Annotated in this window: 12 protein-coding genes; 5 read left to right on the plus strand and 7 right to left on the minus strand. The window is 57.8% G+C overall.

The window, feature by feature from the left end:
* Window positions 1-441: 441 nt before the first annotated feature.
* The 3 genes from erpA to clcA all read right to left on the minus strand — a co-directional run bounded on the left by erpA (window position 442) and on the right by clcA (window position 3,048).
* Window positions 442-792: an iron-sulfur cluster insertion protein ErpA gene (erpA, locus tag GWQ27_RS21965; protein WP_005313135.1), complete on the minus strand. Its 351-nt coding sequence runs from the start codon at window positions 790-792 to the stop codon at window positions 442-444.
* A 90-nt stretch (window positions 793-882) separates the two neighbouring features.
* Window positions 883-1,566: a DUF6776 family protein gene (locus GWQ27_RS21970; RefSeq protein ID WP_021139389.1), complete on the minus strand. Its 684-nt coding sequence runs from the start codon at window positions 1,564-1,566 to the stop codon at window positions 883-885.
* Window positions 1,567-1,653: 87 nt separating this feature from the next.
* A complete protein-coding gene (gene clcA / locus GWQ27_RS21975) occupies window positions 1,654-3,048 on the minus strand; it encodes a H(+)/Cl(-) exchange transporter ClcA (RefSeq protein WP_034523771.1) in 1,395 nt (464 codons plus the stop codon).
* A 235-nt stretch (window positions 3,049-3,283) separates the two neighbouring features.
* Between clcA and hemL the strand changes: the two genes are divergently transcribed.
* Window positions 3,284-4,570, plus strand: a complete 1,287-nt coding sequence (gene hemL / locus GWQ27_RS21980; protein ID WP_005313142.1) for a glutamate-1-semialdehyde 2,1-aminomutase — start codon at window positions 3,284-3,286, stop codon at window positions 4,568-4,570.
* Between the two features lie 211 nt (window positions 4,571-4,781).
* The gene (locus GWQ27_RS21985) at window positions 4,782-5,597 is read left to right on the plus strand and encodes a hypothetical protein (protein ID WP_011898378.1); all 816 of its coding nucleotides are present in this window, start codon (window positions 4,782-4,784) and stop codon (window positions 5,595-5,597) included.
* On the opposite strand, the gene GWQ27_RS21990 is transcribed toward GWQ27_RS21985, so the two are convergent.
* On the minus strand, window positions 5,512-6,414 hold the full coding sequence (locus GWQ27_RS21990) for a sulfite exporter TauE/SafE family protein (RefSeq protein ID WP_058395893.1): 903 nt from the start codon (window positions 6,412-6,414) through the stop codon (window positions 5,512-5,514). The genes GWQ27_RS21985 and GWQ27_RS21990 overlap by 86 nt on opposite strands.
* Before the next feature lie 262 nt (window positions 6,415-6,676).
* Window positions 6,677-7,387, minus strand: a complete 711-nt coding sequence (locus tag GWQ27_RS21995) for a phosphatase PAP2 family protein (RefSeq protein WP_275908320.1) — start codon at window positions 7,385-7,387, stop codon at window positions 6,677-6,679.
* 210 nt (window positions 7,388-7,597) lie between these two features.
* Between GWQ27_RS21995 and GWQ27_RS22000 the strand changes: the two genes are divergently transcribed.
* Window positions 7,598-8,125, plus strand: a complete 528-nt coding sequence (locus GWQ27_RS22000; RefSeq protein WP_265448414.1) for a DUF2937 family protein — start codon at window positions 7,598-7,600, stop codon at window positions 8,123-8,125.
* A gap of 84 nt (window positions 8,126-8,209) precedes the next feature.
* Here GWQ27_RS22000 and GWQ27_RS22005 read toward each other — a convergent pair whose 3' ends face one another.
* Both GWQ27_RS22005 and GWQ27_RS22010 read right to left on the minus strand, forming a co-directional pair.
* Window positions 8,210-9,790: a DUF3369 domain-containing protein gene (locus tag GWQ27_RS22005; RefSeq protein WP_058395896.1), complete on the minus strand. Its 1,581-nt coding sequence runs from the start codon at window positions 9,788-9,790 to the stop codon at window positions 8,210-8,212.
* A gap of 125 nt (window positions 9,791-9,915) precedes the next feature.
* Complete coding sequence (locus GWQ27_RS22010; protein ID WP_005313161.1) at window positions 9,916-10,797, minus strand: LysR family transcriptional regulator; 882 nt, start codon at window positions 10,795-10,797, stop codon at window positions 9,916-9,918.
* 158 nt (window positions 10,798-10,955) lie between these two features.
* Here GWQ27_RS22010 and GWQ27_RS22015 point away from each other — a divergent pair, with 158 nt between their 5' ends.
* Together GWQ27_RS22015 and GWQ27_RS22020 are read left to right on the plus strand one after the other, a co-directional pair.
* Window positions 10,956-11,360, plus strand: a complete 405-nt coding sequence (locus GWQ27_RS22015; RefSeq protein ID WP_275908321.1) for an SMR family transporter — start codon at window positions 10,956-10,958, stop codon at window positions 11,358-11,360.
* The gene (locus GWQ27_RS22020; protein WP_058395897.1) at window positions 11,357-11,677 is read left to right on the plus strand and encodes an SMR family transporter; all 321 of its coding nucleotides are present in this window, start codon (window positions 11,357-11,359) and stop codon (window positions 11,675-11,677) included. Before GWQ27_RS22015 ends, GWQ27_RS22020 begins: the two co-directional genes overlap by 4 nt.
* Window positions 11,678-11,818: the final 141 nt, after the last annotated feature.

The raw sequence follows: 11,818 nt of genomic DNA on the forward strand, positions 1-11,818 counted from the left end.
GTGAGTGCCCACACAGATTGCTTGATTCAAATTGTTAAAGAGCGTCACGCTTGTCGCGTTGAGGAGGCGCATATTACGCTCCTCACTTCGAAAGTCAAGCGGTTGTTTTCGCTTTTCTTTCGGCGCCGGCTTCGCAAGGAAGCTGACTCATCAGTTCGGCGTGTTCCGCTGTGCTGGTAGGGGCGCATTATAGGGAGCTGAATCTTCTTGGCAAGCAAAAACACTGTGTTTTATTGAGGAAGACGTTCAAGTGTTTAATCAATAGCCAGATCGTGCAAGATGCATCCATTTATGTGCCTCAGAAGAAGCTCCGTCCCCCTTTTACAGGCCAAGAACTCCGTTGATACCTTTTATAAGGATGCGACACTTTATATCGGAAGGCAGAGAGGGATAAATAGAAAAGGGCCCTGTTGGGCCCTTCAATCGCGCTGTTACGACACATCAGATGGAGAAACTGGAACCACAGCCACAGGTCGTGCTGGCATTGGGGTTGGTCACGGTGAAGCGGGAACCTTCCAGGCCTTCGGTGTAGTCCACGCTGCCGCCTACCAGATATTGCAGGCTCATGGGATCGATCACCATGGTGACGCCACTCTTCTCGACCACAGTGTCCCCTTCATTGATCTTCTCATCAAAGGTGAAACCGTACTGGAAACCGGAGCAGCCACCACCCGTGATGTACACCCGCAGCTTGAGCTCGGGATTTTCTTCTTCGGTGATCAGGTTCTTCACCTTGTTGGCTGCCGCATCCGTCATCTGGATTGGCAACGGGGCTTCTGCTACTGCACTCATTACTGACCTCACAACCGTTAAATCCACAAACATGGAAACCGCGAAATTATCTAATACCCGACTGTTTAGTTCAAGTATTCACCAATGTTCTTACTGCGCAGCAGGCGGAGCAACCACCAGGGGTTTGATCACGTCACCCCATTCGGCCAGCAGCTCCTGGGCCGGCTGTCTGCCCTCTTTGCCAATAGTGACACGCACCCGGTCCGGTATAAAGCCTTCCGGCAGCTGCCAGTTGCCCTCCAGCAGCTGGAAGTAACGCAAGGCATAGCGCCCCTCCCCCACTTTCATGCCAAGCTCACGGCTACCGAGGGTCTTTGGTTTGTCACCCAGGCTGCCCTCTACCTTTATCTGTACCTGCCCGCGAAACAGCTCCCGCTTCTTGGCCGGCTGGGTGAGCGCCAAGCGGTAGTGATAACGGCCGGGGATGCTGGTCTCCTGCAATGTGAGGTTATCGATCACCACCCCTACCTGTTCACCCGTGGGTCGCATGATCCGCTCGAAGAAGGCCAACTGGCGCTTCTGCTCCTGCACCTGGGCTTCCTGCTCCTTGAGCGTCTTTTGCAATTGCTCGAACGCGGCCCTCTGTGTGGCCAGCAGGGTCTCCTTGATGGCAAGGTCGCTCTTGAGCTGACCTATCGCCTTGCCCTGACGCTCCAGGGTTTCTTGCTGCACCGTCAGGAGGCTGCTCTGGGCCAGCTCCTGTCGATTACCGACGAAATAACCGATGAGCGCCCCCACGCACAGCACAGTCAACAACTTCAATATCTGGGACATAAGGCCTCTTTTGTTACTACGCCATACAGCGGCCATGCTCCCTTCACTATACGCGACCCGACTGAATTCGCGCTGACATACAAGGAGTTAACTGGCAGTAGCGCCGCTGTCTCCCCGCTTTTGACGCGCAGCAAGCCGTAAAGTTCGCTCCAGGATCTGGGAATAGATAGGGCGCCCCCCCAGCCACTGGGCCACCAGAGTTGCTCCGACCGTGGTGATCATCATGGGCAGGATCAGCTGATAGTTATCGGTCATCTCGGTCACCAGCACTATCCCCGTGATGGGAGCACGCACAGTGGCGGCAAACAAGGCCCCCATGCCGGCGATGGCAAAGGCGCCGGGTTCGATGCCAAGCTCCGGAAAAGCTGCATGAAACAGATGACCAAACACCACACCAAACAGGGTGCCAAGGGCCAGGGTCGGGGCAAACACGCCACCTGGGGCGCCAGAGCAGAAGCAGATAAGAGTGGCCACCAGCCGTACAGAGAAGATGAGGAACAGGGTCGCCATTGCATACTCTCCGCCCATCAGATGGGGGATGAGCTCTGTCCCTCCGCCTGTCACCGAGGGGGCAAACAGCGACAGTACGCCAAAGGTCCCCGCCACCAGCATGCCGATGGCCACGAAGCGATGACGCTTGTTCTGGTGCAGTGCCAGATAGCCATCCTGGCAGGCCAGCACCAGCTTGTTAAAGACAAAACCAAGCACCCCGAAGATAGCCCCCATGAAGAGGAACAGCCAAAGCGCCTTCAGTGCAGGGGCATCGTAGTGCGGCAAGGTGATCACCGCCCCCTGCCCTTTCATGTTCTGCAGCATCAGGGTTGCCATGATGGCGGAGATCCCCACCGCCTTGATGGCCAGAAAGGAGTAGCGAAACTGCGGCCGCATCTCTTCCATCACGAACAGGATCCCGGCCAGCGGTGCATTGAAAGCGGCGGCCAGACCACCCGCGGCACCGGCGGCCAGCAAAGCATGACCATGCTCCTTGGGTAGCCGGCAGATATCCGCCACCATCTTGCCAAGGTTGCCACCGATCTGCACCGAGGGTCCCTCCCGTCCCAGCACCATGCCGGAGCTCAGGGTACAGATGCCGCCGAAGAACTTGACCGGCAGCACCCGCCACCAGCGTACCGGACGCAGATCATCCATGGCCCCTTCGATTTCAGGGATCCCTGAGCCCCCCGCTTCCGGAGCAAAGGCATGGGTGAGGAAGTAACCGACAAAGCCTAACAAGGCGCTGAAGCCAAATCCGAGCAGACCGAGCTGCCACCAGGGACGGTCGGCCAGCAGCTCGAGTCGCTGCTCGGCCAGCCAGTGCACACCGGATTCGAACAGCCCGCACACCAACCCTGCCAAGGTACCGACCAGGGCCGCCAGCAATAACACCAGCAGTGGCATTTTGTCTTGATGGATCATGCGCAGCAAGGCGGGGCTGCGTGGATAAGAGGGAGCGTCAGAAGAGGAGATAACTTGTTGTGCCATCTTGTTGCACCATGTTGGAAAGATCACATTTGTCTGCCTGGTGAGGAGCATCTGGCAGACAGCCCGGCTGCCCAGTACAGAGCCTTTCTGCTATAGTCGGCCCGTTTCATTTAGCACGGGGCAAGCCTGGACCAGGTAACGAGAGCGCAAAGCATACTCCAGCTCCCCCAGGCTGCCGAGCCGCAATAGGCCGCCTGCGCCTGTGCGACGACCAAAATCCCATTAAGGATGATCCATGTCAAAATCAGATCAGCTGTTTGAACAGGCCCGCCAGACCATTCCGGGTGGCGTCAACTCACCGGTCCGCGCCTTCAATGGGGTCGGCGGTACACCCCGCTTCATCGATCATGCCGATGGTGCCTACCTCTATGACGTGGATGGTCAGGCCTATGTGGACTACATCGGCTCCTGGGGCCCCATGCTGCTCGGTCACAACCACCCGGCCATCAAGGCTGCCGTCATCAAGGCAGTGGAGAAGGGTCTGAGCTATGGTGCGCCCACCGAGATCGAAGTGCTGATGGCCGAGAAGGTACGCCAGATTGTGCCTTCCATGGAGCAGGTGCGGATGGTGAACTCCGGCACTGAGGCAACCATGAGCGCCATCCGGCTGGCTCGCGGTTACACGGGTCGCGACAAAATCGTCAAGTTTGAAGGCTGCTATCACGGCCACGCCGATTCCCTGCTGGTCAAGGCCGGCTCCGGCGCCCTCACCCTGGGTCAGCCCAACAGCCCGGGCGTGCCGGCCGACTTTGCCAAACACACCCTGACCTGCGTGTTCAACGACCTCGATTCGGTACGGGAAGCCTTCACCCAATACGGTTGTGATATCGCCTGCATCATAGTCGAGCCGGTCGCCGGCAACATGAACTGCATCCCGCCTGTGCCCGGTTTTCTGGAAGGGCTGCGCACCATCTGCGACGAGTTCGGTGCCCTGTTGATCCTGGACGAGGTGATGACCGGTTTCCGTGTCTCGCTGCGTGGTGCTCAGGGTTACTACAACATAGACCCGGACCTTACCACTCTCGGCAAGATCATCGGTGCCGGCATGCCGGTTGGCGCTTTCGGCGGCAAGAAGAAGGTGATGCAGCATATAGCCCCGACCGGTCCGGTTTATCAGGCGGGTACTCTCTCCGGCAACCCGGTCGCCATGGCCGCGGGCCTGACCATGCTGGATCTGCTGCTGGAGCCGGGGCTCTATGAGCAGCTGAATGCCAAGACGGCCCGGGTTGCCGAGGGGCTGAAAGCCGCTGCCGCCAAGCACGGTATCCCGCTCGCCATCAACTATGTGGGCGGCATGTTCGGCTTCTTCTTTACCGACGAGCCGGAGATCACCCGCTATGAGCAGGTTACCCGCTGCGACATGGAACGTTTCAAGCGCTTCTATCATCTGATGCTGGAAGAGGGTGTTTACCTGGCGCCGAGTGCCTACGAGGCAGGCTTCTTGTCACTGGCCCACGGCGACAAGGAGATCGAACATACCCTGGCCGCCGCCGAACGCAGCTTCGCCAAACTGGCGGGTTAATCCAGCCAGAGATTAACGAGAGGGCCCTTTGCGGGCCCTTTTTCATTGCACCTGCCTGGCCCACCCAACTCCCTATCACGGTTCTGGTGCAATCCCCCTGTGGCCTCCGCCTGTTTGCCACTCTCTGGTGCAACAACCCCTGCCATTCTTGTCATAAAACGGGCCCACTATTTGCACATCTTCAGCAGGAGCCCACTTGACCGAGGTCCATATGGCAGAGATGAGCCCCATCGATGTGCTGCGGCGCTATCAGGAATACGAAACCGAACTGGCCCCCCTGTTGCTGGGGCTGCTCACCGCTCCCCGTGATTCCCTCAAGGGCTACCCCTTTATTCTGACCATAGGCCAGAGTCGTGAGTCTGCGAGGATCCTTCCCCCCGTACCTGCGCCACAGGCACAGCTACGTCTGGTTGTGCAGGGTCATGGCAGGGAACTGACACTTTGCCTCAATCAGCTGATTGCCTGGCTGATGGGCGATCGTGAGCGGCGCCGCGCCATGCCCTGGTTCAAGGCTGTCTATGTGGTGCTGAGCATGGCGCTGTTTCTCATCGTCGCCACCCTGATATGGCATGGATTGGAGCAGCTCTATCTGCTGCTGTGCGGGGAGCAGCAGAACCAGCTAGGTGCCTTTAGCGCCATCATATTCCTGACCCTGGCGCTGGCGGTATTCGATCTGGGCAAGACGATTCTGGAGGAGGAGGTGTTGCTGCATAAGGACATCTTTCGCCACAGCGCCGTTCGCCGCACCATCACCCGCTTTATCGCCGCCATCCTGATTGCGGTCTCCATAGAGGGATTGTTGCTGCTGTTCAAAGGGTCGCTTGGCCAGAGCGAACTGCTCTGGCCTGCGGTAGGTGTGATGGGATGTGCCGTGGGACTGCTGCTGGCACTGGGGCTCTATGTGTTTCTGGGGGCCAAAGCCGAGGCAGCACTGGTCCAGGCTAACCTGCGATCTCCACCAGCCGGGGTTGAGCCTTGCGTCGCTCTGCCCGCCAGGAGGCGTACATGGTCCAGGAGGTATAGATGACGATAAAGGCCACCAGCCACTTCAACATTTCCATGTCCATGGACTGTACCAGCAGGGCAGCCAGCACCACGCCGATGGGGCCAAAAATTGCCACTGCCAGCACGGCCCTGGCATCAAAGGCCCCCTTGCGAATGAAGGTGCCCGCCGAGAAGACGCTGAGCACGGCGGTGGATCCCATCATGATGGGAAACGCCGCCATGGGGTTCATCCCCAGCAGATAGACGAGCGTCATGCAGGGGGCGAACAGCCCGATCCCCACATTCATCAAGACCCCGAAGATGAAATTGCCGAGCAGGGCAATTCCCAGCTTGTAACCTGTCAGCCCCATGGCATCGCCGCCGAGGGGGAACAGACCCAGCAAGCCCGCAAAGATAAGGCCGGCCACCACCAGCAGAGAGACTGCCATCACCAGCCGTATGGTCTGACGATCAAATGAAGCCACATGACGCGCCCCCCAGGCCGCCCCTGCTGCTGCTGCCACCATCATGCTGATGAGCGTGATCGGGTCCACCTTGACCACGCCGATAAAGATGAGGGACTGGGCAACCGTCGGCAGCACGCACTGGCCATTGAGGGTACCGGGTAGCAGCCGATCGTCGATCAACTTGAACTGCTTGAAGCAGGCTGTCTTCACGGCAAAGCTGCCAACCCCCAGGGTATCGAGAAAATTGGCAACAAATCCGATGGCAGCCACGGGCCAGAACGGGGTTGGCTCCAGTGAGCCCTGTTGCCGTTTATGCCACCAGGCCCGTACCAGCATGAAAACGAACGCCAGGGCACAGACGATGAATATCAGGCGTAAAAGATTAATTAGCATACCGACCTCTCCTGCAAGGGCCGGCGATTCTAAGGCAGCGGAAATTAAAAGTCCTGACCAGAATCAATCACGCCCCCATGCAAACGATTGTCTGGATAAAGCTCAGGCAAGCGAGTTCGAATGACTCTGCTAATACTTATCCATGAGGGCCAGCAGGCCTGGGGCCATCGGTGGTAGTCATGGTCATTTCGCGACGACCACAGTCATCGATGGGCAGTAGCCAAAAAGAAGGCCGGTGTAAACCGACCTTCTTTTTTTGATATTAGTCGGACGGATGCCCGGTACTGCGCCGCCGTGACCCCAAAGACAGCCTGGAGGCAAGCCAGCCGATCAGCCCATCCGACAACCCCGTCAGCAACAACAAGGGCAAACAGAGCAGGGTCAGGCCCAAGGCGCCAACATAGACATCCGTCAACCAGTGGGCACCAGACAAAATACGGGGCGCCGAGAACAGCGGCACCATCAAGATGGCCAGCCCCCCAGCCCAGGGTGGCAGATAACGCAGGGCGAAACCGGCAAAGATCATCAAAAACAGGGCATGATCGCCGGGGAAACTGTCGCTGGAGGAATCCTTGGTCGGGATCGTGCTGAGCTGGGTGACTCGCAGTGCATCCGCAACGGTCAGGGTAGGACTGGGACGACTGACCGGCAGCAGGTGACCAAACTGGTTGATAACCAGGGCCCCCAACAACATGACGATCCCCATGGCAACAAGGCGACGACGCTCCCCATCCTCAGAACGGAAAAAGCACATCGCCAGGATGAGCCCCATGCAGCCCAATACGAGCAGGTCAAACAGACGATTATTGGTCACGGCCACCACATCGGCCCACAACGAAGACTGGCCCAGCCAGCCATTGACCAGATGAAAGACGGCAAGATCCCACTGATCCCAGGGGCCATGGGCAGGCAAGGCGGCCCAACTGATGGCAATGAGGCCCCCAATCAAATAGCACGGCACGAACTTGCTCATGCAGACTCTCCTCTCCCGGAAAAAACGCGGCATTCTAGAACATAATGGGTGCGATTTGAATCCTTAGCATTGGAGAGGGGATAACCGGACAAGGCGCTATTACAACCGGGCTGTGAAGGCGCCATATCGACACAAGCTCCACTGGATGACGGAACACTACCTTGGTCTGAACCAGGCTTGCAGCTAGTATGAGAGCTCTTTTTTAACGAGATGATGAGGAATATGCGCAGCTACCTTCGCATTATGCTGTTTGCCCTGGGTTTATTGGCCGGCGTTCAGGTACCGGGTCTGATCGACCTCTATTACCAGCGGCTGGATGCACGCCTGCAACAGGCCAACCTCAGCCTGGTGCCATTTCAGGGCACGGCGGATCAGCACTTCAACGGCGATCTGACCGCCCTGGTCAACCACTATCGCACCAACCCGGACCCCGTATTCGCCCGGGATGCCGTCAGTCTGCAACACCTGGTGAGCCAGCAGCAGATGCTGTTGCAGGAGAGTGCCTTCAAGGATCATCCCTGGTATCAGCAGCTGACACACCTGCTGCTGCGCGCCGATCCCCAACTCTGGCAAGATACCCTGCAAAACTACAGCTATCTGGTGCCGCTCAAACAGTCCGCCATCATCTGTGGCATGTCGGCGGGGTTCATCGCGGCCTTGCTGGGAGATCTGCTGCTCGGCCTCATACTGTTGCCGTTTCGAAAGCGACAACCGAGATCGCGCCATGCCCTGCGCTAACTGCAACCTATAAAAAATCGCTACAGAGACCAAAGCAGAAGGGGCCTGATGGCCCCTTCTGCTTTTTCGCCAGCACTGTCACGCTCACAACTCGTATGGCAAACGCGACTCCGTCACCAGCCGATTGAGCGCCTGGACCACATGAGGATCGAACTGACTGCCGGAGCGGGACTGGATATATTCCATGGTCTGCGCCAGCGACCAGGGCTCCTTGTAGGGGCGCTTGCTGAGCAGAGCATCAAACACATCGACCACGGCCACGATACGGGCTGACAGCGGGATCTGCTGGCCGGCCAGCTGCTCCGGATAGCCCTTGCCATCGAAGTGCTCGTGATGACCACGGGCAATTTCGGCTCCCAGCGACAGGTAGCTGGTGCCTTCCACCATCTCGCCCGCCTTGTGCAATATGCTGGCCCCTATGTCTGCATGCTGCTCCATGATGACCCGCTCATCCGGCTCGAACCGGCCAGGCTTGTGCAGAATGTGGTCCGGTGTGCCGACCTTGCCGACATCGTGCAATATGCTGGCCATGCCGATCATGTCGACAAAGCCGGGAGTCAGCTCATTGGGGTAAGCACCCGCCTGCTGCATCTCGGCCACTATGGCATCGGAGAGTTTCTGTACTCGCAGCACATGTTCACCGGTATCAGAGTCACGAAACTCCGCCAGCGCAGCGAGCGCCACCACTGTTGCCTCCTGGGCACGCAGCAGCTGGTTGTAGAGATAGAGGTTGTCGTAAGCAGCTGAAATCCGCTGGCAAAATACATCCAGCAGATCGCACTCCAAAGGATCGAGAGGTTGGGTCGGCGTGAAGTTGAGCACGAACTCGCGACCATTCTGGGCCGCGATATAGAGGGCATCTTGCGGGTGCTCAAAGCGGTTTCGACGGTTGGCAAGCGCACTCATCACAGAGTCGTTCAACGCGGGAAAGGCAGCAAGGGATACACCATTGAGCAGAGATTCATAGTCACCTGTGGCCGCCAGCACTTCCAGTTCCTGAGAATCGGGCCTGCGTTCGACGCAGATGGCCCCTTCAGTGCCAACATCCAGAATGGCGCTGATCTGTTTCAGTACGCCGGAGGCAAATTCCCGCAGGGAGTGCAGATGATAGAGATCCCCCGCGCCTTCCAGGATCTTGCCAAGCCCTTGGCGACTCTTGTCGATGGCGCAGAGGGTCTCGTAGGAGCGTAAAGACGCTATGACAGTGGTGAAGAGCTTCTGCACCGTCAGCTCAGTCTTGGTCTTGTAGTCGTTGATGTCGTAGTCGAGGATCACCCGCTGCTCAGGGGCCTGACCGGGCTGGCCGGTGCGCAGCACTATGCGCACCAGGCTGTTGTGCATCTCGTTGCGGATCTGGTGTACCAGTCGTAGACCGGCATCTTCGGTCTCCATCACCACATCCAGCAAGATGAGGGCGATACGTGGATTGGCCAGCAGCATTTGAGCCGCTTCGGCGCCACTGTAGGCATTGAGCAGTTCGAGGGGGCGGGACTTGTATTGAATGTTGGAAAGCGCCAATCGGGTAGCATGATGAATGTCCGGTTCATCGTCCACGATCAGCACCTTCCAGGGGTTGATCGCCTTGACCACCACGGCCTCATCATCATCCAGCTCTATGATGTCGTCATCCAGCCAGATTTCGTCCTTGTCTTGGGCACTGCTCATATCGTTCACGCCTCCAGGCGCTGCATGAGTGTATTGACAGTATGTACCATCAGGCCGTGATGGATCACAAGAACCCGCTGCGTTCTCCCCCTCGCCAATGGCCAGAAGGCATGACGCTTGCCAGCTTATTCAAAAGGTTCAAGGTAGGCCTGAATGGCCTTCTTCAGCCACGCCAGTACCTTGCCATGATAGGCGTTTTCTGACAGATAGACGCCGTAGTCACGCCACTGCAGACTGAATTTGTGCTTCAGGGTCAATAATTCCCCCTGCCGCAGCTGGCTCTGGATCAAGGGGGAAGGCAGCACGGCCCACCCCAGTCCATCCAGCACAGCATCCCGCATCAATTCGAAGCTCGACAGACCTATATGTTGACCCCCGATAGGGAGCAGGCTCTTGACCGAAAATTCGTCCACGTAGGAGAGTGTGACCTGAGTATGGCCGGTCAAATCCTGCTGCAGTACCCGCTTCAGACTGGCCAGCGGGTGGCTGGGTGCCACCACCATCAAGGTGCGGATAGGATTGAGCACATCGATATTGAGGCCGCTGCGCTCCTGCTCCTCCGTGATGAGACCGAAGGCGGCATCGACAAATCCCTCCTCCACCAGCGCTGGCAGTTCAGGGGGAGAAGCCAGCACCAGCGAGATACTGGTACCGGGAAACTGGCGGCGCAACGCCCCCAGCATGTCGCGCCACACCAGCTCGGGAATGGCATCATCCCGCGCCACCCGCAGCGCCACCTCGGCACCGGAGGCATAGTGCTCGCACTTGAGCTTGAGGCTGTTGGCGGCCTGCAACAGCCGCTTGCAATCATCCAGCACCAGCTCACCGATCTCGGTCAATCGACTCTGGTTGGCCCCCCGTTCAAAAAGTTCGACGCCAAGCTCTACCTCCAGCGCCGCAATCGCCGTACTGACCGCACTGCGACTTTTGCCAAGACGACGAGCCGTGTTGGCAATGGAGCCACTGTTAGCTGATTCGACAAAGAGTTGTATCTGATAAAGCTTCATGACAACGGGCTGATGGCAGAATATCCGATGTTCACATTACCTCGCCTCCGTTTGGCAAGGCAAACCATTAGCGTCTGAATAACCGACGCTCAGCGATTCCTGACTCAAGTATCACTAGGGTTATCCTCTCATCCGTCTCAGCCACAGAAGGAAATTTTATGTTACTCAGTCGAATGCTTTTAGCCCGAATATTTTTGACGGCAGCCATTTTCACCGAGGTCGCGGGCACCTCAAGCATGGCCATGATCCCCGCCAATGATGCCGGCTGGCTCAACTATCTGCCGATGTGGATCCTGATCACCGTCTCTTACATGTTGTTGGCCAAAGCCGCCAAAACAATCTCCATTGGTATTGCGTTTGCCCTGTGGGAAGGACTGGGGATCGGCTTGATCACCATCATCTCCATCCTGTTCCTGGGTTATGACCTCAACACTCAGGAGTTGATCGGTCTGGCATTGGCAATAGTGGGTATTGTTATGGTGACAATGGGTGAGACCCATGATGATCCGGCACCCCGTCGCCGCAGACCCATTGCCCCCGTCAAGATTGAAGGTGCGGTATGAGCCCGATAGTCATCATACTCGGCGCAGCCCTGCTGGATATTGGCGCCAACATGGCGATCAATCGCTCGGTGGGCTTTCGTCACAAGGGTTGGGGTTTCTTCGGTATTCTGCTGGTGCTCTGCGCCTTTACCCTGCTCTCCGAAGCCGTGGGTACCGGCAAGATTGACCTTGCTGTCGCTTATGCCACCTGGGGTGCCATCGGCATTCTCGGTACGGCGCTTGGTGGCTTGCTGCTGTTTGGCGAGCGCCTCAAGCCCATCGGCTGGGTCGGCATAGTGGTCATGGCTGTCGCAGTGGCGCTGCTGACCACGGCTTGATGAACTTGACCCCATGTCTAGTCCTGAAATAGGTTTACACATTTTCGGCTAGCATTTCTCCACTCAGAACCCCCGATGCACTGCATCGGGGGTTCTGTATTTCAACGCATGATGCGGCCGCTCCACGTTGTAGATATCCAC

This window comes from Aeromonas sp. 5HA1 (genome assembly GCF_029237245.1).
Lineage (GTDB): Bacteria > Pseudomonadota > Gammaproteobacteria > Enterobacterales > Aeromonadaceae > Aeromonas > Aeromonas salmonicida.